Below are 22,651 nucleotides of genomic sequence, written 5' to 3'. Positions count from 1 at the left end.
CGGACCTTGGGATGACACGCCGCCCGGTGAGCATAACCGGGCGAAGGAGGTTTGTCCGATGACCCAAACCCTGGTCGTGATCGGTAACGGCATGGTGGGCCACCGGCTCGTCGAGATCCTCCGTGACTCGTCGTGGCGGATCGTGGTGTTCGGCGAGGAATCCCGGCCCGCCTACGACCGTGTCGCGCTGTCGTCCTATGTGGACACCTGGAACTCGGCCGATCTGGAGCTCGGTCCGTTGACCGGCTGCGAACTCCGCCTCGGCGAGAAGGCCGTGTCCGTCGACCGGGAGCGCCGCGTCGTGGTGGGCGCTTCCGGCATCGAAGTCACCTACGACGCGCTGGTGCTGGCCACCGGCTCGGTGCCGTTCGTGCCGCCGGTCCCCGGCAGGGACCTGCCCGGTTGCCACGTCTACCGCACCATCGACGACCTGGACGACATCCGGGCGACCGTGGAGGCCGCTGACCGGCCCGGCCGGCACTCCGGCATGGTGCTCGGTGGTGGCCTGCTCGGGTTGGAGGCGGCCAACGCGTTGCGCGGCATGGGCGTCTCTCCGCACGTCGTCGAGCTGGCGCCGCGGCTGATGCCGATCCAGGTCGACGAAGGCGGTGCCGGACTGCTGAAGCGGCTGGTCGAGAAGCTCGACCTGACCGTGCACACCGGGACCTCCGCGAACTCCATCGAACGTGACGGCACGCGGTTGATCGCCAAGCTGGCCAACGGGCTCGAGCTCGACCTCGACGTCGTGGTGTTCAGCGCCGGCATCCGGCCGCGGACCGATCTGGACCTGGGGCTGGAGCTGGGTCCGCGAGGCGGGTACCTGGTCGACGCCGCCTGCCGGACCGCCGACCCGCGGGTGTTCGCGATCGGTGAGTGCGCTGCCGTCGAAGGTGTGGCGTACGGGTTGGTCGCCCCCGGTTACGCGATGGCCGAGGTGGTCGCGGACCAGATCTCCGGTGGCACGAAGGTGTTCCCCGGCGCGGACGTCTCGACGAAGCTGAAGCTGCTCGGTGTGGACGTGGCTTCGTTCGGCGACGCGCACGCCACCACCGAGGGCGCGCTGGAAGTCGTCGTGAACAACGCGGTCGCGGGCACCTACAGCAAGCTCGTGGTGTCGGACGACGCTCGCATCCTGCTGGGTGGCGTGCTCGTCGGCGACGCGTCGTCCTACCCGTCGCTGCGGCCGTTGGTGGGCAAGGAAGTCCCGGCCGCTCTGCTGCAGCCCGGTAGCGCGGTCGACGTGGAAATGCCCGCGGACGCGCAGGTTTGTTCCTGTCACGCGGTCACCAAGCAGACCGTCACCGACGCGATTCAGTCCGGCGTCGCCTGCGACATCGCCGAACTGAAGGCGTGCACCAAGGCGGGTACGGGTTGTGGCTCGTGCGTGCCGATGCTGAAGAAGCTCCTCACGGACTGCGGTGTCGAGCAGTCCAAGGCGTTGTGCGAGCACTTCACGTACTCGCGGGCGGAGCTGTTCGAGATCGTTCGCGCGACCCAGATCACCACTTTCACGACGTTGGTCGAGAAGCACGGCAGCGGTCGTGGTTGCGACATCTGCAAGCCCGCCGTGGCCTCGATCCTGGCGTCGCTGAACAACGGGCACATCCTGGGCGAGGCCCAGGTCTCGTTGCAGGACACCAACGACAAGTTCCTGGCGAACCTGCAGCGCAACGGCACGTACTCGGTCGTGCCGCGCATTCCGGGCGGTGAGATCACGCCGGAGAAGCTCATCGTCATCGGTGAGGTCGCCCGCGACTACGGTCTCTACACGAAGATCACCGGCGGTCAGCGCATCGACCTGTTCGGTGCGACCGTCGACCAGCTGCCGGAGATCTGGCGACGCCTGGTCGATGCGGGCTTCGAGTCCGGTCACGCGTACGGCAAGGCGTTGCGCACGGTGAAGTCCTGCGTGGGCACGACGTGGTGTCGTTACGGCGTGCAGGATTCTGTCGGCCTCGCCATCGAGCTGGAGCTGCGCTACCGCGGCCTGCGTTCGCCGCACAAGCTCAAGTCGGCCGTGTCGGGCTGTGCCCGTGAGTGTGCGGAGGCGCGCGGCAAGGACTTCGGCGTGATCGCCACCGAGAACGGCTGGAACCTCTACGTCGGCGGCAACGGCGGCTTCACGCCTCGCCACGCGGACCTTCTGGTGTCCGATGTGGACACCGCAGAGCTGATTCGGATCATCGACCGGTTCCTGATGTTCTACATCCGCACCGCCGACCGGCTGCAGCGCACCTCGGCGTGGCTGGAGGGGCTCGACGGCGGGCTGGAGCACCTGCGCGAGGTCGTCGTGGAGGACAAGCTCGGCATCTGCGCCGAGCTGGAAGCCGCGATGGAGTCGCACGTGTCCGACTACGCCGACGAGTGGCGTGGCGTGCTGGAGGACCCGGAGAAGCTGGCGCGGTTCACGTCGTTCGTGAACGCACCCGGCACCCCGGACCCCACGATCTCGTTCCGCGCTGAGCGTGGTCAGCGCGTTCCCGTCCAGCTCGGAATTCCGGAGGTCGTCAGGTGACCGTTGTCTGTGACTTCGACTTGTTGCGTCCCGAGCAGGGTGTGGCTGCCCTGCTGCCCGACGGTTCCCAGGTGGCGGTGTTCCTGACCGCGGACGGTTCGTTGCACGCGTTGGACAACATCGATCCGTTCAGCGGCGCCGCGGTGTTGTCGCGCGGCATCGTGGGCGATCGCGGTGGCGTTCCCGTCGTGGTGTCGCCGGTGTACAAGCAGGCCTTCGAGCTGGCCACCGGCAAGTGCCTGGACGAGCCTTCGGTTTCCGTCGCGGTTCGTGCGGTTCGCGTGCGTGATGGCGTAGTGGAGGTGACATGACCGCGCCGCTGGCGGGCTTCACCATCGGTGTCACCGCCGCCCGCCGCGCCGACGAGCTGATCGCCCTGCTGGAACGCAAGGGCGCCTCCGTCATCCACGGTCCGGCCATCCGGATCGTGCCGCTGCCTGACGACGCCGACCTGCACCAGGCCACGTCGGGGCTGGTGGCAGCGCCGGTCGACGTCGTGGTCGCGACCACCGCGATCGGTTTCCGCGGGTGGTTCGAAGCCGCTGAGGGGTGGGGACTGGCCAGCCGTCTGCACCGCGCGCTGGAGGGCGCCGTGGTGCTGCCACGCGGCCCGAAGGCCAAGGGCGCGGTGCGGGCGGCCGGGCTGGTCGAGGCGTGGTCGCCGTCGTCCGAGTCGAACGCCGAACTCCTGCAGTACCTGCTGCGCATGGGAGTCTCGGGCAAGCGGGTCGCCATCCAGTTGCACGGCGAGCCGTTGCCGGACTTCGTCAACACGCTGCGGGCCGCGGGCGCCGACGTGGTGGAGATTCCCGTGTACCGGTGGGAGCCGCCGGCCGACATGGGCCCGTTGCACCGGTTGATCGACGCGGTGCTGGCCGGCCAGGTGGACGCGCTGACGTTCACCAGCGCTCCAGCCGCGTCTTCGGTGCTGCGGACCGCCGGCCCGCGCCAGGCGGACCTGGTCTCGATGCTGCGACGCGACGTGCTGGTGGTCGGAGTCGGTGCGATCACCGCCGGCCCGTTGGTGGCCGCCGGGATCCCGGTGGTGCAGCCGGCCCGCTCGCGGATCGGGTCGATGGTGCGCGAACTGGCGGTGGAGTTGCCGGCGCGTGCCACCCGGTTGCGGATCGCCTCCCGGGACATGGAGATGCGGGCGCAGGCCGTGGTGATCGACGGCGAACTGCGCCCCGTCGCCCCGGCGCCGATGGCGGTGCTGCGCACTTTGGTGGCGGCTCGCGGACGGGTCGTTTCTCGTCAGGATCTGTTGGCCGCTTTGCCTTCCGGCGGCGAGGAACACGCGGTCGAGACCGCCATCGGGCGGCTGCGGACCGCGCTGGGATCACCGCAGATGGTGTGCACGGTCGTGAAACGCGGTTACCGCCTCGCTATGGAGCCCGCATGAAGCTCGTTCTGGCCTTCCACGGCACGCGCGACCCGCGCGGAGCCGTGGTGTGTGAAGAGATCGCCTCGCTGGTGCGGCCTTCGGTGGACGTGCCGGTCGAGGTCGCCTACGCCGACGTCCGGCAACCGGACGTGCGGTCCGTTGTGGACGGTCCGTGCATCGTGGTGCCGGTGTTCCTGGCCTCCGGTTACCACGTGCGCAAGGACATTCCCGAGCAGATCGGCCTGCGCCAAGACGTGGTGCTGACGTCGCCCTTGGGGTTGGACGCGGTGCCCGCGGTGCGGGATCGGTTGCGGGAAGCAGGTTTCCGCCGCGGCGACGCAGTGGTGCTCGCCGCGGCGGGTTCGTCAGACGCTCGGGCGTTGGCCGACGTTCAACGGGCGGCTCGGTTGCTGGGGGCTTCGGCGGTCGGGTATGTGGCGACCGCGACGCCCCGCGTGCCCGACGTGGTCGCCGATCTCGCGGCCGGGGCGCGGGGGCGTCGCGTGGCCGTTGCCTCGTGGCTCTTGGCACCTGGGACATTCCACGGGTCGCTCGCCGAGTGCGGTGCGGACGTCGTGTCCGAACCGATCGGGGCGCATCCTCTTGTGGTCGATGCGTTGCTGCGCAAGTACTACGAGGCTCGGGCCGTGTTGCTGCAATCAGCATGAGGCTGGTGCTGGTCCGGCCTCAATGGAACTGTTCCACCGGGTGGTTTGTTCGGGGTTGAGGGTCGCTGGGGACCGGCCGTGCGGGTGCCCTGGTCACCAGAGGCCTTCGGCTTCTTCCTCGCGCGCGTCTTCCCAGCGGTACTCGCGGAGGTTGACCTTGCCGTCGAGGTTCGGCACGCCCTCCTCGTGCAGCATCTGGAGCTGGGTGTCGCGCAGGTGCGGGGCGCAGGTGCCGTCGGCCTTCAGCACGCGTTGCCACGGCAGGTCGTGGCCGTCCTCGTTGAGGATGCGGCCGACCAGCCGTGGCGACGGTGCCTTGGCGAGATCAGCGATGTCGCCGTAGGTGGCGACGCGGCCGCGGGGGATGGCCTTGATGAAGTCGCGGATCCGCTCGTGGATCTCTTCGTCCATCCCCCGAGTCTAGCTAGAGGGTCTTCGACCAGTTGGCGACGACGGCGTGGTACTCCGGTGCGTTCGGGGCGTAGTTGATGGAGTGGCCGTAGCCGTTGAGGACGTAGGTGTCGAGGCGCGGCACGGCCGGGAAGAACTGGCCTTCGTCGGCCTTCAGAGCCGCGGCCGAGGAGCAGTCGCTGCCCATCAGTGGGAGGCCGGAGCTGCAGAAGTGGGTGTCGTTGCCCACGACGATCAGGACCGGGACGTTGATGTTGCGGCTGATCGGGATGATGACGGTGTTGAGCAGGATGGTGTCGACCGCTTCGGTTGCGGAGAAGACGTCCTTGGTGGCTTCGTCGAACGAGATGGCGCCGGAGACCAGCGGGCCCGGTTTGTGGAACGCGTTGTAGCGGGTGTCCGGCATCGTGGTGAGGTAGCCGAGGTCCAGGCCGGCCGGGATCATGTTGGCCAGCACGGGGACCACGGTGATGTAGTTCATCTTGTGCGTGAAGCCGGTGACCAGGACGCCGTCCACGTCGCGCCAGGTGCCCGCTTCGATCATCGCCATCGCGGAGCCGATGGAGTGGCCTGCGACGATCACCTTGGCGAAGCGCGGTTTCAGGGTTTGGACGACCTGGTGGACTGCGCTTGCCTGGGTTGAGGCGGTGACGATGGCGCTCAGTGGTTTGGAGCTCTTGCCGGTGCCCAGGCGGTCCAGGGCCAGGGTGGCGATGCCCGCTTTGTTCTGCGCGCGGGTGAAGGAGTGGGTGGCTGGGTCGAAGCCCACGTCCCAGTAGGACCTGTCGTAGGTGCCGCCGGGGATGAGGACTTGCACGGTGGTGGCGCCGCTGGGCACGCACAGCCTGGCGGCCATGGTTTCCTGCGAGGTGATCAGCGGGGTGAGGCCGACTCGCACTGGGTAGCTGACGTCCTGGCAGGTCGTGGCGGCCGAGGCGGGGAGTGGGGCGAGCAGGGTTCCGGTGGCGAGCAGAGCCGCGGCGCACAGCCGGCGGAAACGCATGGTGGAACTACCTCCAACTAGTTGCGGGGGACGGCTTTCATCAGCAGGCCGTCGGGGTACGGGGCGGACGTGAACTTCACGCGCGCCGGACGGGTGGGGACCAGCTGCCAGCGGGCGGCGATGGTCGCGAGGGTGATGACGATCTCGGTCTGGGCGAAGACGTTGCCCAGGCACTGGCGGTTGCCGCCGCCGAACGGGATGAACGCGCCGCGCGGAAGAGCGGACACGAACTCCGGTGTCCAGCGGTCGGGGTTGAAGCGCTGGGGTTCGGGGAAGTAGCGCTCGTCGTGGTGCAGGGCGTGCGGGCTGACGATCACCTCGGCGCCCGCAGGGAGGGTGACGTCACCGAGTTGCACCTCGGTGAGGGTTCTGCGCATCACGAACCAGATCGGGTACTTCCGCAGGGTCTCCTGCACTATCTGTCCTGTGTGGACCAACGAGCTCACGTCGGCGAACGTCACGGGGCGATCGCCGACGACCGCGTCGACCTCGGCGTGCAAGCGGCGTTCGATCTCGGGATGCTGCCCGACCTCGTAGAGCGCCCAGGCCAGGGCGATCGCGGTGGTTTCGATGCCGGCGGTCAGCAGGGTGAGCACTTCGTCGTAGGTCTGCTGGTCGGTCATGCCCACGCCGTCCTCCTGCGCCAGCAGGAGCATCGAGAGGACGTCGCCGTGGTCGGTGCCGTCGGCGCGCCAGCTCTCGATCACCTGCAGCACCACGGCTTTCATGCGGGCGATGGCGGCGTCGAATTCCCTGTTGCCTGGAATCGGGAGCTTTTCGACGAAGGACGGCGACAGCGCGCGGATCATGCCCTGCTGGATGACCGTGAAGATGGACCGGCGGACCTCCTCGACGGCGCGCTGCCCGATCTCGGTCGAGAAGAGCGCCTCACCGACGATGGTGACCGCGAGCTCCTGCATGTCGTTCTCGATGGTGCGGATCTCGCCCGGCTGCCAGCGCGCGGCCAGCGAAGCAGCAGCACGAGCCATCGTCGAGGCATACGCTTCAATTCGTTCCCGGTGGAACGCCGGCTGCATCATCCGGCGCTGTCGCAGGTGGTACTCGCCGTTCGACAGCAGCAGCCCGGTCCCCAGGTACGGCTGGAACTTGTCGAACATCGCGCCCTTGCGGAACTTCGAGCCCTGTGTCACCAGCACTTCGTGGGTCAGCGCGGGGTCGGAGACGAAGTACGCGTGCAGTGGACCGAGGTCCAGGCGCACCACGTCGCCGTGCTCGTGCAGCGCGTCGGTGAACTTGGCGCGCTGGGTGAGCATCGCCGGGGTGTGCCCGAGTAACGGCCAGCGGCGGGGGGCCACCGGGACGGGCATTCGGGCTCCTGCGGAGTTGGACCGAATGGGGACGGACCACCCTAGGAGCCGTTTGGGGGAAGACGACAGTGCCTGAACGGGTGGTTCCGAGTCACTCTGATGGTTCAGTGCACACACCGCTCGGGTGACTAAGCTCATGCGTCTTCCCCCGAACGCCACGAACCGAAGAGGTGTTCCCCGTGGCAGAGACCCAGGACTGGGTGCCGCTCGGCATCGACACGAACGTGCCGAGCATGGCCCGCGTCTACGACTACATCCTCGGCGGCGCCCACAACTTCGCCGCCGACCGCCAGGTCGGTTCCCAGATCGAGAAGCTCGTGCCGGGGCTGCCCAACGTGGCCCGGCTCAACCGGCGGTTCCTCGGCCGCGCGGTGAACTTCCTGATGGACCAGGGCATTCGTCAGTTCCTCGACATCGGTTCCGGCATCCCGACGGTCATGAACGTGCACGAGGTGGCGCAGGACCGCGACCCGGCTGCGCGAATCGTCTACGTCGACAAGGACCCCGTTGCCGTCGCGCACAGCCAACTGATGCTGGCTGACAACGAAAATGCTGCAATCGTGCAGGCCGACATGCGCGATCCGGAGGCCGTGCTGTCGGCGCCCGACGTGCGGCGGCTGCTGCGTTTCGACGAGCCGATCGGGCTGTTGATGCTGCTCATGCTGCACTGGGTGCCGGACGAGGACAGCCCGGAGAAGCTCGTCGCCCACTACCGCGACGCGCTGCCCGCCGGCAGCTTCATCGCGATGACGCACGTCGCCAAGGACCAGATCGACGAGAGCGTCGACCAGGCCGCCGCGGTGGTGAACCGGAGCAAGAGCGCCGACCAGATGCACATGCGCACGCACGAGCAGGTCAACGCGCTGTTCGAAGGTTTCGAAATGGTGGAGCCGGGCCTGGTCGGGTGTGGAGAATGGCGACCGGACGGACCCGGGGACTTCGCCGACGAGGCGTCCATGAACATGTTCTTGTACGCTGGCGTCGGTCGTAAGGACTGAAACCACCCGGTAGTGTCAGAGGATCACACTGTTGGCGCAACGGGCACCGACTGCCGGTAGGTAAACTGCCGAACACTCTCCAACCCATTACAGGGCAACGGGAATGACGAATCCGAGCCGAAGACCCGATGCCGCTCCACCTTCGGACACCGCCGCCGTCCGCGCGCGTGAAGCCTTGGCGCGCAAGTGGAGCTACCTGCTCAGCAGCGTCGTAGTCGTCGCGCTGAGCAGAGACGAGCTGGACGCCGAACTGGGCGGCCAGCTCGACGTGTTGTGCGCGGCACTGCACAACGAGCCGTTCGACCCTGCTCCGTTCGAGGAGGTGGGCGAGCGACTCGTCGCTCTGGGCTACGTGAACGAGCCCGGACTGAAGCGCACGGTCGACGTGCTCGGCAAAGGCCTGCTGGCACTGGAGGAGTTCCGCTCGATCGACCAGCTCACGGTGCGCGTCATCGGCGGAATCGGTGCGCTGACGTGCGGCTTCAGCGCGGCTCGCGGTCGCTCGATCCTGGACCAGCAGGAGAGCATGCAACGCTCGCTGCTCAAGGCCGCCCGCGACGCGCAGTGGGACCAGCGGCAGAGCGAGGCCAAGTTCGCGGGCATCGCGACCTCGTCCACGAACGGCATCCTGATCGTCGGCCTCGACGGGAAGGTGGTGTGGGCCAACGACGCGATCGGCGAGATCATCGGTCGGCCGCCGGAGCCGGGCGTCCGGCTCATGGAGCTCATCGCGCCGAACTCGATCGTGGCGTTCCGCGAGATGATGGAGAAGGTGCTCGCCGAGCGTGACGACTTCGAGCGGGAACCGATCCAGCTGCTGCGTGGCGAGGACGACCTGGCCAAGGTGACGCTCACCGCGTCACTGCTGCGTGACGGCGACAACAAGGCGAGTCATGTCCTCGTGGTCGCCGACGACGACACGGAACTCTCGCTGCTACAAGGAGAACTGCGCAGGCAGTCGCTGCACGACGTGCTGACCGGCCTGCCCAACCGGCAGTTCTTCACCACCCACCTGGAAACCGTGCTGCGCCGCGCCGATCCCGCGTTCGGCATCACGGTGTTCCACCTCGACCTCGACGCGTTCGGCCTGGTGTGCAACAGCCTCGGCGGCCGCGTCGGCGAGAAGCTGCTGCAACACGTGGCGCGCAGGCTGCGCGCGTTGACCTCCCGCGAACGGGCGATGGTCGCGCGGTTCGACGGCGACGAGTTCGGCATCGTCGTGGAGAACTCCGTGGCCACGCCGAACATCGCGACGATGATGGCCACCATCAACGCCGACCTGGCCGAACCGATCTTCGTGGACGACCACGGGCTCGCGGTCTCGGTGAGCGCCGGTGTGGTCCACCAGCCGTCACCCGACGTCGATCCCATCGAACTGCTGCGCATGGCGGATCTGGCGTTGCGGCAGGCCAAGAAGGACCAGCGCGGCCAGTGGGAGTTGTTCCACGGCAACCAGGACACCGAGGTGAGGCGCGACCACGCGCTGGCCGTCGTGATGCCGGGAGCGTGGGAGCAGGGCGACATCGGCGTGACGTACCAGCCGGTCCGCGTGCTCGCGACCGGTGAGCTGGCGGGCGTCGAGGCGGTGCTGCACTGGGACCTCTCGGACCGGTGCGCCGCGCTCGCCGACGCGACGGGCCTGATCCTGCCGATGGGCGAGTGGCTGATCAGGATCGCCGCCGGCCAGGCGCAGTGGTGGCGCCAGCGCGGTGAGCTCGACGCCCAGTTCGGCGTCCGGCTGACCCGGCACCAGTCGACGGACGCGGACCTGGTGTCCCGCGTCGCGAAGGTGCTCGAGGAGACCGGGATGCCGCCCGAACGGCTGACGCTGACCATGCCGGTCGGCGTGCTGAACGTGGCCGGCGCGGCGGAGAACCTGAGCACCCTGGCGGACATGGGCATCACGATCGCGCTCGACGACTTCGGCCTCGGGCCGCGCGACCTGGCCTGGCTGTCGGAGCTGCCCATCGTGTCCGTGGCGGTGCCGAAGGACCTGGTGTGGCGTCAGGACCCGCGCTCCGCCACGTTGGTCAAGGCCGTGCACGACCTGGGCGTGAACCTCTGCGTCGACGGCATCGAGACCGCCGAGCAGGCGAAGTGGTGGACGGAAGCGGGCGCCGACCTCGCGATCGGCGCCCACCTCGGGTCCCCGCTGGACGCGGGCGAGTTCCTCAAGAAACTCAAGGACTAGATGCTGCGCTGCCACGCGGTGACTGCCGCGTGGTACCCGGACGAGTCGGGCGCGTAGTTGAAGCAGTGGCCGTAGCCGCTGAGGATGAACGCGTCCATCCGCGGCGCCTGCGGGAAGAAAGGACGCTCGGACGCGATCAGTGCCCCGGTCGACGAGCAGTCGGCACCAAGCGGTGGGGTGCCGCAGAAGAAGTCCGCGGTCGACTGGACCGACATCACCGGCGCGGTGATGGCGCGGCTGGACGGGATCACGATGTTGTTCATGAGGATGGTGGTGACGGCCTCACCCGCCGAAGCGACGTCCTTCGTGGCTTCGTCGAAGTCCATGACGGCGGTGTTCAGCGGACCGGGCCGGTGGAACGAGTTGTAACGGGTGTTCGGCATCGTGGTCACGTAGCCCGGATCCAGGCCCAGCCTGCTCAGCCGAGGGTCGAGCGTGACCGGGATCAGGCTGGCCGCCGTGGGCACCACCCTGACGTAGTCCCACTGGTTGGCCAGGCCGGTGATCAGCACGCCGTCGACGTCGTGGTACGTGCCAGCCTCGGCGATCGCGATCCCCGAGCCGACGGAGTGGCCGCCGACCAGTACCTTCTGGAACCTGGGACGCAGGCTCTGGATCACGTGGTGCACGGCTTCGGCCTGGCTGGCGACGGTGACCAGCAGGCTCAGCGGTTTGCTGCTCTTGCCGGTGCCGATCCGGTCCACTGTCATGGTGGCGATGCCGGCGTTGTTCATCGCCAGCCGTACCGAGCGGGTCTCGGGATCGAGCGGGATGTCCCAGTACGAACTGTTGTACGTGCCACCGGCAACGAGGACCTGGACGGTCGTGGCGTCCTGCGGCACACACAACTTGCCGTACATGGTCTGCTGGGTGAGCCCGAAGCGCACCGGCGTGTACACGTCCTGACAGCTGGTCTGGACCGCGTTCGCCGGAGTGGGTACGGGGACGAGCAATGCGAGCAATGCGGCGGCACAAAGCCGACGGAGACGCATCGGGGACAACCTCCAACTAACGGGGGGCGGCCTTCATCATGAGGCCGAGGGGGTAGAGAGCATTGGTGAACTTGGTGCGCACCTGCTGGACGGGAACCAGCCGGTAGCGAGGGCAGATGGTCGCCACCGCGATGACGATCTCGGTCAGTGCGAAGTGGTTTCCGATGCACTGGTGGACGCCACCGCCGAACGGGACGAACGCACCCTTCGGCAGCTGCCGGACGCGGTCGGGGGTCCAGCGGTCCGGGTCGAAGCGGTCGGGGTCGGCGAAGTTCGCGGGGTTGTGGTGCATCGCGTGCGGGCTGAGGATCACCTCGGTGCCGGGCCGCAGGCGGACGCCCCCGAGGTCGACCTCCTCGGCGGCGCGGCGCATGAGGAGCCAGAGCGAGTACTTCCGCAGCACCTCATGCGCGACCTGGCCGAGGTAGGTCAGCTTCGGCACGTCGTCGAACGTCACCGGTCGTCCGGCCAGTACCTGTTCGATCTCGGTCAGCACCCGCTGTTCGATCTTCGGATTCGCGGCGATCTCGTGGAAGATCCACGCCAGTGCCAGGGCGGTGGTCTCGATCCCCGCGGTCAGCAGGGTGATGACCTCGTCGAAGACCTGCTGGTCGGTCATCGGCTCGCCGGTTTCGGTGTCCCTGGCCAGCATCAGCATCGACAGCACGTCGCCGTGGTCGGTGCCGTCGGCGCGCCAGCTCGCGATGACCTCGTTCACGATCGCGCGCATCCGGGCGATGGCGGCGTCGAACTCGCGGTTGGCCGGGATGGGCAGCTTCTCGAAGAACCCCGGTGAGAGCGCGCGCACGGTCCCGTTCTTGACGATCAGGAAGACCGACCGGCGGGCCTCGTCGATCGCTCGTTTGCCGATCTCGGTGGAGAACAGCGACTCGCCGACGATCGTGACGGCGAGGCCTTGCATGTCCTGTTCGACCTGCCGCACCTCGCCCGGCCGCCACCCCTCCACCAGTTCCCGCGTCGCGCGGACCATGGTGTTCGCGTAGCCTGCGATCCGGTCGCGGTGGAATGCCGGCTGCAGCATCCGGCGCTGCCGCAGGTGGAAGGTGCCGTTCGACATCGCGAGCCCGTTGCCGAGGAACGGGCGGAGCTTGTCGAAAATCTGCCCTTTGTGGAACTTCGGTGCGTCGGTCACCAGCACCTGGTGCATCAACTGGGAGCTGGTCACGAAAAAAGTTCGCTTCGGACCGAGATAGACTTCGACGAGATCGCCCTGAGCTCGTAAATTCGTGGTGAACTCGAATCTTTTGCGCAGCAACGGCAGAGTGTGCCCGAGAAATGGCAGCCTGCCGGGTGCCACCGGGACGGACATCATCGCTCCTCGCGACGTGGAAAGTGATGGACAACCATAGGAGTCGTTCGGCCCAGAGTGACAGTGCCCGATCGGGTGGCTTGCGTTCACACCAGCGGCCGAATCCAGTGCACTTGGTGGCTGACTAAGCTTGTGCGCCCACAACCTGAAGAGGTGATCGTCGTGCCCGACGAGCAGAACTGGGTTCCGCAGAGCGTGGACGTTTCTGTCCCGAGTGCGGCGCGGATGTACGACTACCTGCTCGGCGGTGCGCACAACTTCGCGGTGGACCGCCAGATGGGCGACAAGATCGAGCAATTGCTGCCACACGCGCGCAGTGCCGCCAGGGTCAACCGGGCGTTCCTCGGCCGCGCGGTGCGGGCCATGGTCGACGAAGGGGTGCGTCAGTTCCTGGACATCGGCTCGGGCATCCCGACCGTGGCCAATGTGCACGAGGTCGTGCAGGGGCTGGATCCCGAGTGCCGGGTCATGTACGTCGATCGCGATCCCGTGGCCGTCGCGCACAGCGAACTGATCCTCGCGGGTAACAACCGCACCGGCGTGCTACAGGCTGACCTGCGTGAACCGGAAAGCATTCTGAACAACGGCGAGGTGCGCCGGCTGCTCGACTTCGACCAGCCGATCGGTCTGCTGATGCTCTTCATGCTGCACTGGGTGCCGACCGAGGCGGACCCGTGGAGTTTGCTGAAGCGCTACCGCGAGGCGTTGCCCAGCGGGAGCTACCTGGCGATCACGCACTTCGCCGACGATCATGGCGACGAACGCATCACCGCCGCGGTCGAACGAGTGAACCAGGCGGGCGGAGACCAGGCCAGTCCACTCAGCTGGGAACAGATCGCCGCCTTCTTCGGTGATTTCGAGCTGCTCGAGCCGGGACTCGTCACCTACGCCGAATGGCGAACCTCCGGGCCTGGTGACATCTCCGCCGATCCAGCGGTGAACAGGCTCGCGTACGCCGGCGTCGCTCGTAAGCCGTAGAAACTCGATCGAGCGTCGCTGATTCACGCGGTCGGGCCAAAAGGAACCGGCCGACGGTGGGTAAACTGCCGGGCAATCTGAGCCCATGGTGAGGCAGCCTCAATGCCCAACCCGAGTCGAATACCAGACAGCACGCCGTCGCCCGAGGACAACGTCCGGGCGCGGTTGATGCTGGTGCGGAAATGGTCGTATCGACTGCAGAGCACATCGGCGATTCCAATGGGCCGGGAAGACCTCGACGCGAAACTGAGCGGCTTGCTCGGCGAGTTGTGCGAGATGCTGCACCAAGAACCGTTCGCCAGCGCTCCGATCGAGCGCGTTGGTGTGGATCTCGCGGCACTCGGATACCTCGGCAAGCAAGGGCTGCGCTGTTCCGCAGAGGTCCTCGGCAAGGGACTGCTCGCGCTGCCGGAGTTCCAGCCGGTCGAGCGGCACGCGATCCAGGTCGCGCTCGCGATCGGCGCGCTCGGGACCGGATTCGCCGGCGCCAACACCGAGTCCGTGCTGTCGCAGCAGGAGAGCATGCAGCGGTCGTTGCTCAAGGCGGTGCGTGACGCCAACTGGAATCTCAAGGAGAGCGAGGCCCGTTTCAACGAGGTCGTCACGTCGTCCACCAACGGTGTGCTGATCGTCGACCTCGACGGGCGGTTGCTCAGCACGAACGCGGCGATCAGTGAGATCCTCGGGCGCACCCAGGAGGAGCTCGTCGGCGTGCCATTGCTCGACCTCATCGTCCCCGGCTTCGCCGAGATGCTCCGCACGGCGATGGACGACCTGGTCGCCGGCACCGCGGAGAGAATCAGGCAGTCGCAGCGGATGGTGCGCAAGGACGGTGAGGCGGCGCGGTTGTCGTTGACCGCGTCGCTGTTGCGCGGTGCGGACGACGAGCCGGGCTATTTCGTCGTGGTGGTCGAGGACGGTACCGAGCTCGCGTTGCTGCAGAACGAGCTCAAGCGGCAGTCGTTGCACGACGCCCTGACCGGGCTGCCGAACCGCCAGTTCTTCACCACCCAGCTGGAGATCGCGCTGCGCAGGGCCGATCCCGAGCACGGCGTCACGATCTTCCACCTCGACCTCGACGCGTTCGGCATGCTGTACGACACCTTCGGCGCCCGGATCGCCGAACGGCTGCTGCAGCACGTCTCGCAGCGGCTGAAAGTCCTGCTGGCGAACGAGAAAGCGATGATCGCCCGGTTCGGCGGTGACGAGTTCGGCGTCCTCATCGAGAACACCGCGACCACTCCGGACATCGGCGCGATCATGAAGGGCGTCAACGACGACCTGCTCGAACCGACCTTTGTGGACGGTCGCGGGCTGGCGGTGTCGGTGAGCGCGGGCGTGGTGCACCAGCCGGGCCGCGACACGGAGCCGGTCGACCTCCTGCGCGCCGCGGAACGGGCGTTGCGCAGGGCCAAGACGGGCCGGCGCGGGCAGTGGGAGTTGTTCCACGCCGGCCAGGATTCCGAGGACCGCCGCGATGACGCGTTGGCCGTGGAAATGCCCGCGGCGTGGGAGAACGGTGAGATCTCCGTGCGGTACCGGCCGATCGTGCGGTTGGCCGATGGTGCGGTCAGTGGTGTCGAGGCGGCGTTGTACTGGGATCGTCCGGGGTTCGGCCACGACCGGTGCGCCGGACTGGCCGAGGCGACGGGGCTGATCCTGCCGCTCGGCGAGTGGCTGCTGCGGGTCGCGGCCGGGCAGTCGACGTGGTGGCGGCAGCGCGGGCAGTTCGACCAGCCGCTGGCCGTGCCGCTCACCGCGCACCAGGCGGCCGACGCGGACCTGGTCTCGCGCGTGGTGGGAGTGCTCGAGCAGACAGGGTTGGCGCCCGACCAGTTGATGGTCAGCATGCCCTGCGGGGTGTTGGCGATGGCCGACGCGGCGGACAACCTCACGGTGCTCGCGCGCATGGGTGTCCGGACCGCGATTGGCGACTTCGGGTTCGGGGCACGGGATCTCGCGTGGCTCGCGGAGCTGCCGATCGCGACCGTGGTGGTGCCGAAGGACCTGGAGCGGCGTCAGGATCCTCGTTCCGTGGCCCTGATTCCGGCCGTGCACGAGTTGGGCGTGAACCTGTGCGTCGACGGCATCGAAACCGCCGAGCAGGCGAAGTGGTGGACGGAAGCGGGCGCCGACCTCGCGATCGGCGCCCGCTTCGGGTCCCCGCTGGACGCGGGCGAGTTGTTGCAGCAGCTCTAAATGCTGCGCTGCCACGCAGTGACGGCATCGTGGTACCCGGCCGAGTTCGGCGCGAAGTTGAGGCAGTGGCCGTAGCCGGCGAGGACGAAGCCCTCCAGCCGCGGTGCGTTCGGGAAGAACGCCCTCTCGGAGTCCGCCAGCGCCTCGCCGGACGAGCAGTCGGCACCGAGCGGAGGGGTGCCGCAGAAGTAGTCCTCGCGGGCCTGCGCGGACAGCACCGGTGCCGTGACGGCGCGGCTGGACGGGATCACGATGTTGTTCATGAGGATGGCGGTGACGGCTTCACTCCCCGCGAAGACGTCCTTTGTGGACTCTTCGTAGTCCATCACCGCGGGGTTCAGCGGACCGGGCTTGTGGAACGCGTTGTAGCGGGCGCCTGGCGCCGTGGTCAGGTAGCCGGGGTCCAGGCCTAGCCTGTTCAGGCGCGGGTCGAGCGTGACGGGGATCAGGCTGGTCAGTGCGGGCGTCACCCTGGTGTAGTCCCACTGGTTGGCCAAGCCGCTGATCATCACCCCGTCGACGTCGTGGTACGTGCCCGCTTCCGCGAGCGCGACCGCGGAACCGATGGAGTGGCCCGCGATGAGCACCTTCTGGAACCTGGGGCGCAGGGTCGTGATCACGTGGTGCACGGCCTCGGCCTGGTTCAGGGTGGTGATCAGTGCGCTCAGCGGTTTGCTGCTCTTGCCGGTGCCGATCCGGTCCACCGCCATGGTGGCGATGCCCGCGTGGTTCATCGCCTGCCGCACCGAGCGGACGTCGGGGTCGACCGGGATGTCCCAGTACGTGTTCGTGTAGGTGCCGCCCGGGACGAGGACCTGGACCGTCGTGGCGCCCTGGGGTACGCAGAGCCTGCCGTACATGGTCTGCTGGGTGAGCCCGAAGCGCACCGGCGTGTACACGTCCTGACAGCTCGTCTCGACCGCGTTCGCGGGAGCGGGCACGGGAACGAGGAGTGCGAGCAATGCGGCGGCGCAGAGCCGACGGAGACGCATTGGGGAACAACCTCCATCTAACGGGGAACGGCCTTCATGAACAGGCCGACGGGGTAAACGGCGTTGGTGAACTTCGAGCGCGGCGGCTGCACGGGGACCAACCGGTAGCGGGGACAGACGATCGCCATCGTGATGACGATCTCGGTCAGGGCGAAGTGGTTCCCGATGCACTGGTGGATGCCGCCACCGAACGGGACGAACGCGCCCTTCGGCAGCTGCCGGGCGCGTTCGGGCGCCCAGCGGTCCGGGTCGAAGCGTTCGGGATCGGGGTAGAGCGCGGGGTTGTGGTGCATCGCGTGCGGACTGATGATCACCTCGGTGCCCGGCGGCAGGTGGGTGCCGCCCAGGTCGACGTCCTCCGCGGTGCGGCGCATGAGGAGCCAGATCGAGTACTTCCGCAGGACCTCCGTGGCCACCCGGCCTGCGTAGGTCAGCTTCGGCACGTCCGCGAAGGTCACCGGGCGTCCTGCCAGCACGTCGTCGATCTCGGCCAGCAGCCGCTGTTCGACCTCGGGGTTGGCCGCGATCTCGTGGAAGACCCACGCCAGCGCCAGGGCGGTGGTCTCGATCCCGGCCGACAGCAGCGTGATGACCTCGTCGAACACCTGCTGGTCGGTCATCGGCTCATCGGTCTCGGGATCTCTGGCCAGCATCAGGGTCGACAGCAGGTCGCCGTGGTCGGTGCCGTCGGCGCGCCAGCTCGCGATGACCTCGTTCACGATCGCGCGCATCCGGGCGATCGCGGCGTCGAACTCGCGGTTGACCGGGATGGGCAGCTTCTCGACGAACGCCGGGGACAGCGCGCGCACGATCCCGTTCTTGATGATCACGAAGACCGAGCGGCGCGCCTCGTCGATCGCGAGCTTGCCGATCTCGGTGGAGAACAACGACTCGCCGACGATCGTGATGGCGAGCGCCTGCGCGTCCTCCTCGACCCGGCGCACCTCACCCGGCCGCCACCGGTCCACCAGCTCGTGCGTCGCGCGGGTCATGACGTCCGCGTAGCCGGCGATCCGGTCGCGGTGGAAGGCCGGCTGCATCATCCGGCGCTGCCGCAGGTGGAAGGCGCCGTTCGACATCGCGAGGCCGTTGCCCATGAACGGGCGGAACTTGTCGAACAGTTGACCTTTGTGGAACTTCGGCGCGTCGGTGACCAGCACCTGGTGCATCAGCTGCGGGCTGGTCACGAACAACGTCCGCATCGGGCCGAGGTAGATCTCCACGAGATCGCCGTGACGTCGCAAATTCGCGGTGAACTCGAATCTTTTTCTGAGCATTGGCAAGGTGTGCCCGAGAAATGGCAGCCTGCCGGGTGCCACCGGCACGGACATCATCGCTCCTCGTGGCATGGAAAGAAGTGGCCACAATATGACCGTTCGGCCCAGGACGACAGTGCCCGATCGGGTGGCATGTGTTCACTCCGGTGGTGTAACCCCGGCTGCTTCGTGCCTGCCTAAGCTTGTGCGTCCAAAAACTCGAAGAGGTGGCCGCCGTGTCCGATGAAAAGAACTGGGTTCCGCAGAGCGTGGACGTCTCCGTGCCGAGTTCGGCGAGGCTGTACGACTACATGCTCGGGGGTGCGCACAACTTCGCGGTGGACCGGCTGATGGGGCAGAAGGTCGAGCGCGACATGCCCCAGATGCGCAGCGCCGCCAGGATCAACCGGGCGTTCCTCGGTCGCGCGGTGCGCTTCATGGTCGACCAGGGCGTGCGCCAGTTCCTGGACATCGGTTCCGGCATCCCGACCGTGGCCAACGTGCACGAGGTCGCGCAGGCTGCGGCGCCCGAGTGCCGGGTCGTGTACGTCGACCGCGATCCGGTGGCCATCGCGCACAGCGAGCTGATCCTCGCCGACAACGACCTCACCGGTGCGGTGCAGGCCGACATGCGCGACCCGGACAGCATCCTGAACAGCGCCGAGGTGCGCCGGCTGCTGGACTTCGATCAGCCGATCGGGCTGCTCATGCTGTACATGGTGCACTGGGTGCCGACGGAAGCGGATCCGTGGGGACTGATGAAGCACTACCGCGAGGTGCTGTCCAGCGGGAGCTATCTGGCGATCACGCACCTCGCCGCCGATCACACCAACGAGGGGGCCAGGGCGGCGATCGCCCGGATGAGCCAGGCGGGCGGGCAACTGGCCGTCGAACGCAGCCGGGACGAGATCGCGGCGTTCTTCGGTGATTTCGAACTGGCCGAGCCCGGCCTCGTCAGATTCGCCGAATGGCGGCCTTACGGACCCGGTGACATATCAGATGATCCCAGCGTGAACGACATCGCGTACGCCGGAGTCGGGCGCAAACCATAGAAAACGCCGATCGAGCGAGTGAATCACGCGGACGGTCGAGAGGCGACCGACCGTCTGTGGGTAAACTGCCCGGGATCTGAGCCCATTGCGAGGCAGTCCCCGGAATGTCGTACTCAAGTCGAATACCAGACGTCACGCCCTCGCCTCAGGACAATGCCAAGGCGCGACTCGCGCTTGCCCGGAAATGGGCGTATCGGCTGCTCAGCACGGTGTCGATCCCCATGGGCCGGGACGCTCTCGACGAGGAGCTGAGCAGCCGGCTCGACGTTCTGTGCGCGATGCTGCACGAGAAGGAATTCCCCGCCGCCGCGGCAGAACAGGCCGGGGCGGAACTGGCGGAACTGGGGTACCTCGGCCACCGAGGGCTGCGGTGCACCGCCGAGGTGCTCGGCAAGGGCCTGCCGGCGCTGCCCGAGTTCCAGCCCGTCGAGCGGTACGCGGAACGGGTCGCGCTCGTGATCGGCGCACTCGGGAGCGGCTTCAGCGCGGCCAACACCGAGTCGGTGCTCACCCAGCAGGAGAGCATGCAGCGGTCGCTGCTCAAAGCCGTGCGCGACGCCAACTGGAATCTCAAGGAGAGCGAAGCCCGGTTCAACGAGGTCGTCACGTCGTCCACCAACGGTGTGCTGATCGTCGACCTCGAAGGGCGGCTGCTCAGCACGAACGCGGCGGTCGGCGACATCCTCGGGTACAGCCAGGAGGACCTCGTCGGGGTGCCGCTGCTCGACCTCATCGCGCCGGGATTCACCGACGTGCTGCGGGAAGCGATGGCTGAGCTGGTCGCCGGCAGCGTGGAGCGGATCAGGCAGTCGCAGCGGATGCTGCGCAAGGACGGTGAGGCGGCGCGGCTGTCGCTGACCGCGTCGCTGTTGCGCGGCGCGGACGACGAGCTGGGCTACTTCGTCGTGGTGATCGAGGACGGCACCGAGCTCGCGTTGCTGCAGAACGAGCTCAAGCGGCAGTCGTTGCACGACGCGCTGACCGGGCTGCCGAACCGGCAGTTCTTCAGCACCCAGCTGGAGATCGCGCTGCGCCAGGCCGGTCCCGAGCACGGCATCACGATCTTCCACCTGGACGTGGACGCGTTCGGCATGATCTGCGACAGCTTCGGCGGCCGGGTCGGCGAGCGGCTGTTGCAGCACGTGGCCCAGCGGTTGAAGGCGTTGCTGGCCGGCGAGAAGGCCATGATCGCCCGGTTCGGCGGTGACGAGTTCGGCGTCTTCCTGGAGAACACGGCGGACACGCCCGCCATCGGCGTGATCATGAAGAGCATCAACGACGAGCTGCTCGAACCGACCTTTGTGGACGGTCACGGGCTCGCGGTGTCGGTGAGCGCGGGCGTCGTGCACCGGCCGGACACGGACGCGGAGCCGGCCGATGTGCTGCGGGCGGCGGAACGGGCGTTGCGCAGGGCCAAGACGGGGCGGCGCGGGCAGTGGGAGCTGTTCCACGCCGGCCAGGACGCCGAGGACCGGCGGGACGACGCGCTGGCCGTGGAGATGCCGGCCGCGTGGGAGAACGGCGAGATCAGCGTGCGGTACCGGCCGGTCGTCGAGCTGGCCGGCGGTGCGGTGAGCGGAGTCGAGGCGGCGTTGCACTGGGACCGTCCGGACTTCGGCGTGCTGGACCACGACCGGTGCGCGGGACTGGCGGAAGCGACCGGGCTGGTGTTACCGCTCGGTGAATGGCTGCTGCGAGTCGCCGGCGGTCAGTCGGTGTGGTGGCGGCAGCGCGGGCACTTCGACCGGGCGGTGGCCGTGCGGCTCACCGCGCACCAGTCGGCCGACGCCGATCTGGTCTCGCGGGTCGTGAGGGTGCTCGACCAGACCGGACTGGCGCCCGACCAGTTGATGATCAGCATGCCCGGCGGGGTGTTGCCGATGGCCGACGCGGCCGACAACCTCACGGTGCTCGCCCGTCTTGGCGTGCTGACGGCGATCGACGATTTCGGACTCGGGCCGCTGGACTTCGGCCAGCTCGCGTCGGAGCTGCCGGTGCAGGCCGTGCGGGTCGCGCGCGGTCTGGTGGCGACGCGGTCTCCTTACGTGGCGGCGTTGTTGCCGCTGGTGCGGGAGCGGGGTGTGGCGGTCGCGGTCGACGGGATCTCCAGCGCGGAGCAGGCCCAGTGGTGGCGTGCGGCGGGAGCGGACTTCGCCACCGGCGACCACTTCGGCGTGCCGCGCCCGCCGGGGGAGTTCCTGGAGGAGCTGGAACCCCGGTGACCGGACGGGGTCGGGGGCACGTCCGGTCACCGGAGGAGCTCGTCGCTACCCGGTGAACTTCGCCAGCGCCTTGGTGAACTCGTAGGTCTGCTGGTTGATGCCGCTGCAGGAGGAGCTCATCGCCCCGCAGTTGCCGCGGTCCCGGTTCACGGCCCAGAACGAGACGCGCGCGAGGTGCTTCGAGTTCGCCCACGTCACGATGTCGCGGAAGTTCTGCGGGGTGACGGTCTCGCCGGTGTCGGTCTTGCCGTTCATCGACGACAGGCCGCTGCGCCGGTACGCCGCGTCGTCCGTGAGCCCGAAGGTGGACTTGACGTGGTTCTTGAGGCCGTCGACCGCGCTCTTGGTGTAGGCGAACATGTCGCCGCCGCTGCCCCAGTCGAACGGCATGACGGCCCACGTGTCGATCGGTGCGCCGAGTTCCTTGGCGCGGGTGACCAGGCGCTTGCCCCAGGAGTTCGGGCCGGTGCGGTCGGTCGGCATGGTGATGACGGTCTTCACGCCGGGGTTGTTCTGCTTGATGATCTTCAACGCGCCGAGCACGCGGTCCTGGACCGTGTTGTTCTCGAACTCCTGCGCCTCGATGTCGATGTCGATCGCCTTGAGCGCGTAGGCGTCGATCACCTTCTGGTAGGCGCCGGCGAGAGCGCTGGCACTCGAGCACTTCTGGCCGAGCTTGTTGCCGGACCAGCCGCCGATCGACGGCACGGCGTCGCCACCGGCCGCGCGGATGTTGTTGATCAGGGTCTTGTCCGACCCGGTCAGCGAGCGGGTGCCGTCCCACTTCGGGTTGCAGCCGCCGTCGCTGAGGATGAAGGCGAGGGTGAACGACTTGATGCCGGTCTGCTGCATCACCGTGGCGGGGTTGGGCTGGCCGCCCCACTGGTACAGGTACGGCGCCGCGAGCACGGGGTTGACGGCCGCCTGCGCGGTCGTGGGCAGCATGATCGCCGCGCACGTGGCAGCGACTGCGCCGACGAGGAACCGCTTCATCAGTCCTCCAAGACTGCTCGGTCCAGGGCGGCGGAGCTGGCAGTGAGGGGGCTCACAACGTGTTCAAAAGTGGACTAGACCACCTCTATCTGTCAAGAAGGTAGTCGAAAACCGGGTAGTGGTTGATGAGGGGAGCTTT

18 protein-coding genes are annotated in these 22,651 nt (G+C 67.9%); 10 read left to right on the top strand and 8 right to left on the bottom strand.

Features of this window, described 5'->3' with window-relative positions; all coding sequences use genetic code 11:
• Positions 1-58 precede the first annotated feature (58 nt).
• Genes nirB through G7043_RS45645 form a run of 4 tightly spaced genes read left to right on the top strand, consistent with a single transcriptional unit; the run spans position 59 to position 4,567 of the window.
• Positions 59-2,515, top strand: a complete 2,457-nt coding sequence (nirB, locus tag G7043_RS45660) for a nitrite reductase large subunit NirB (RefSeq protein ID WP_166055691.1) — start codon at positions 59-61, stop codon at positions 2,513-2,515.
• Complete coding sequence (gene nirD / locus G7043_RS45655) at positions 2,512-2,826, top strand: nitrite reductase small subunit NirD (RefSeq protein WP_166055689.1); 315 nt, start codon at positions 2,512-2,514, stop codon at positions 2,824-2,826. The genes nirB and nirD overlap by 4 nt, the downstream gene beginning before the upstream one ends.
• Positions 2,823-3,917 (top strand): uroporphyrinogen-III synthase, encoded by a 1,095-nt coding sequence (locus G7043_RS45650; protein ID WP_166055687.1) that lies wholly within the window; start codon positions 2,823-2,825, stop codon positions 3,915-3,917. Before nirD ends, G7043_RS45650 begins: the two co-directional genes overlap by 4 nt.
• Complete coding sequence (locus G7043_RS45645; protein ID WP_166055685.1) at positions 3,914-4,567, top strand: sirohydrochlorin chelatase; 654 nt, start codon at positions 3,914-3,916, stop codon at positions 4,565-4,567. Before G7043_RS45650 ends, G7043_RS45645 begins: the two co-directional genes overlap by 4 nt.
• Positions 4,568-4,660: 93 nt before the next feature.
• Here G7043_RS45645 and G7043_RS45640 read toward each other — a convergent pair whose 3' ends face one another.
• From G7043_RS45640 to G7043_RS45630, 3 genes are read right to left on the bottom strand one after another with little or no spacing between them, the layout of a single operon-like run.
• Complete coding sequence (locus G7043_RS45640) at positions 4,661-4,978, bottom strand: MGMT family protein (protein WP_166055684.1); 318 nt, start codon at positions 4,976-4,978, stop codon at positions 4,661-4,663.
• A gap of 13 nt (positions 4,979-4,991) precedes the next feature.
• Entirely contained in the window at positions 4,992-5,981 is a 990-nt protein-coding gene (locus G7043_RS45635; protein ID WP_166055682.1) for an alpha/beta hydrolase, read from the bottom strand.
• A 17-nt stretch (positions 5,982-5,998) separates the two neighbouring features.
• Complete coding sequence (locus G7043_RS45630) at positions 5,999-7,309, bottom strand: cytochrome P450 (RefSeq protein ID WP_166055680.1); 1,311 nt, start codon at positions 7,307-7,309, stop codon at positions 5,999-6,001.
• A 179-nt stretch (positions 7,310-7,488) separates the two neighbouring features.
• Here G7043_RS45630 and G7043_RS45625 point away from each other — a divergent pair, with 179 nt between their 5' ends.
• On the top strand, positions 7,489-8,307 hold the full coding sequence (locus G7043_RS45625; protein ID WP_166055678.1) for an SAM-dependent methyltransferase: 819 nt from the start codon (positions 7,489-7,491) through the stop codon (positions 8,305-8,307).
• A 103-nt stretch (positions 8,308-8,410) separates the two neighbouring features.
• The gene (locus G7043_RS45620; RefSeq protein ID WP_166055676.1) at positions 8,411-10,498 is read left to right on the top strand and encodes a putative bifunctional diguanylate cyclase/phosphodiesterase; all 2,088 of its coding nucleotides are present in this window, start codon (positions 8,411-8,413) and stop codon (positions 10,496-10,498) included.
• Here G7043_RS45620 and G7043_RS45615 read toward each other — a convergent pair.
• Together G7043_RS45615 and G7043_RS45610 are read right to left on the bottom strand one after the other, a co-directional pair.
• Complete coding sequence (locus G7043_RS45615; protein ID WP_166055674.1) at positions 10,495-11,490, bottom strand: alpha/beta hydrolase; 996 nt, start codon at positions 11,488-11,490, stop codon at positions 10,495-10,497. The two genes, G7043_RS45620 and G7043_RS45615, sit on opposite strands and share 4 nt — an antisense overlap.
• A gap of 16 nt (positions 11,491-11,506) precedes the next feature.
• Positions 11,507-12,820, bottom strand: coding sequence for a cytochrome P450 (locus G7043_RS45610; RefSeq protein ID WP_166055672.1), 1,314 nt, complete (start codon positions 12,818-12,820; stop codon positions 11,507-11,509).
• A 162-nt stretch (positions 12,821-12,982) separates the two neighbouring features.
• On the opposite strand from G7043_RS45610, the gene G7043_RS45605 reads away from it, so the two are divergent.
• Together G7043_RS45605 and G7043_RS45600 are read left to right on the top strand one after the other, a co-directional pair.
• Positions 12,983-13,798 carry an SAM-dependent methyltransferase gene (locus G7043_RS45605; protein ID WP_166055787.1) on the top strand — a complete coding sequence of 272 codons (816 nt, stop codon included), beginning with the start codon at positions 12,983-12,985 and terminating at the stop codon, positions 13,796-13,798.
• 102 nt (positions 13,799-13,900) lie between these two features.
• Positions 13,901-15,997: a putative bifunctional diguanylate cyclase/phosphodiesterase gene (locus G7043_RS45600; RefSeq protein ID WP_166055668.1), complete on the top strand. Its 2,097-nt coding sequence runs from the start codon at positions 13,901-13,903 to the stop codon at positions 15,995-15,997.
• On the opposite strand, the gene G7043_RS45595 is transcribed toward G7043_RS45600, so the two are convergent.
• Both G7043_RS45595 and G7043_RS45590 read right to left on the bottom strand, forming a co-directional pair.
• Positions 15,994-16,989, bottom strand: a complete 996-nt coding sequence (locus G7043_RS45595; protein WP_166055666.1) for an alpha/beta hydrolase — start codon at positions 16,987-16,989, stop codon at positions 15,994-15,996. The two genes, G7043_RS45600 and G7043_RS45595, sit on opposite strands and share 4 nt — an antisense overlap.
• 17 nt (positions 16,990-17,006) lie before the next feature.
• The gene (locus tag G7043_RS45590; protein WP_166055664.1) at positions 17,007-18,320 is read right to left on the bottom strand and encodes a cytochrome P450; all 1,314 of its coding nucleotides are present in this window, start codon (positions 18,318-18,320) and stop codon (positions 17,007-17,009) included.
• Between the two features lie 161 nt (positions 18,321-18,481).
• Here G7043_RS45590 and G7043_RS45585 point away from each other — a divergent pair, with 161 nt between their 5' ends.
• Positions 18,482-19,297: an SAM-dependent methyltransferase gene (locus G7043_RS45585; RefSeq protein WP_166055662.1), complete on the top strand. Its 816-nt coding sequence runs from the start codon at positions 18,482-18,484 to the stop codon at positions 19,295-19,297.
• A gap of 221 nt (positions 19,298-19,518) precedes the next feature.
• A complete protein-coding gene (locus G7043_RS45580; RefSeq protein WP_242643409.1) occupies positions 19,519-21,519 on the top strand; it encodes a putative bifunctional diguanylate cyclase/phosphodiesterase in 2,001 nt (666 codons plus the stop codon).
• A 45-nt stretch (positions 21,520-21,564) separates the two neighbouring features.
• On the opposite strand, the gene G7043_RS45575 is transcribed toward G7043_RS45580, so the two are convergent.
• Positions 21,565-22,512: a chitinase gene (locus G7043_RS45575; protein WP_166055658.1), complete on the bottom strand. Its 948-nt coding sequence runs from the start codon at positions 22,510-22,512 to the stop codon at positions 21,565-21,567.
• Between the last annotated feature and the right edge of the window lie 139 nt (positions 22,513-22,651).

Origin of the sequence: Lentzea alba (assembly GCF_011067745.1) — a bacterium.
GTDB lineage: Bacteria > Actinomycetota > Actinomycetes > Mycobacteriales > Pseudonocardiaceae > Lentzea > Lentzea alba.
This window is presented reverse-complemented; position numbering and strand designations above follow the sequence as displayed.

Excerpts from the sequence above, each read along its gene's own strand:
- G7043_RS45580 (WP_242643409.1), top strand. The coding sequence starts at position 19,519 with ATGGGCCGGGACGCTCTCGACGAGGAGCTGAGCAGCCGGCTCGACGTT.
- G7043_RS45640 (WP_166055684.1), bottom strand. The coding sequence starts at position 4,978 with ATGGACGAAGAGATCCACGAGCGGATCCGCGACTTCATCAAGGCCATC.
- G7043_RS45600 (WP_166055668.1), top strand. The coding sequence starts at position 13,901 with ATGCCCAACCCGAGTCGAATACCAGACAGCACGCCGTCGCCCGAGGAC.
- nirB (WP_166055691.1), top strand. The coding sequence starts at position 59 with ATGACCCAAACCCTGGTCGTGATCGGTAACGGCATGGTGGGCCACCGG.
- G7043_RS45635 (WP_166055682.1), bottom strand. The coding sequence starts at position 5,981 with ATGCGTTTCCGCCGGCTGTGCGCCGCGGCTCTGCTCGCCACCGGAACC.
- G7043_RS45645 (WP_166055685.1), top strand. The coding sequence starts at position 3,914 with ATGAAGCTCGTTCTGGCCTTCCACGGCACGCGCGACCCGCGCGGAGCC.
- G7043_RS45590 (WP_166055664.1), bottom strand. The coding sequence starts at position 18,320 with ATGTCCGTGCCGGTGGCACCCGGCAGGCTGCCATTTCTCGGGCACACC.
- G7043_RS45650 (WP_166055687.1), top strand. The coding sequence starts at position 2,823 with ATGACCGCGCCGCTGGCGGGCTTCACCATCGGTGTCACCGCCGCCCGC.
- G7043_RS45620 (WP_166055676.1), top strand. The coding sequence starts at position 8,411 with ATGACGAATCCGAGCCGAAGACCCGATGCCGCTCCACCTTCGGACACC.
- G7043_RS45610 (WP_166055672.1), bottom strand. The coding sequence starts at position 12,820 with ATGTCCGTCCCGGTGGCACCCGGCAGGCTGCCATTTCTCGGGCACACT.
- G7043_RS45615 (WP_166055674.1), bottom strand. The coding sequence starts at position 11,490 with ATGCGTCTCCGTCGGCTTTGTGCCGCCGCATTGCTCGCATTGCTCGTC.
- G7043_RS45630 (WP_166055680.1), bottom strand. The coding sequence starts at position 7,309 with ATGCCCGTCCCGGTGGCCCCCCGCCGCTGGCCGTTACTCGGGCACACC.
- G7043_RS45595 (WP_166055666.1), bottom strand. The coding sequence starts at position 16,989 with ATGCGTCTCCGTCGGCTCTGCGCCGCCGCATTGCTCGCACTCCTCGTT.
- G7043_RS45575 (WP_166055658.1), bottom strand. The coding sequence starts at position 22,512 with ATGAAGCGGTTCCTCGTCGGCGCAGTCGCTGCCACGTGCGCGGCGATC.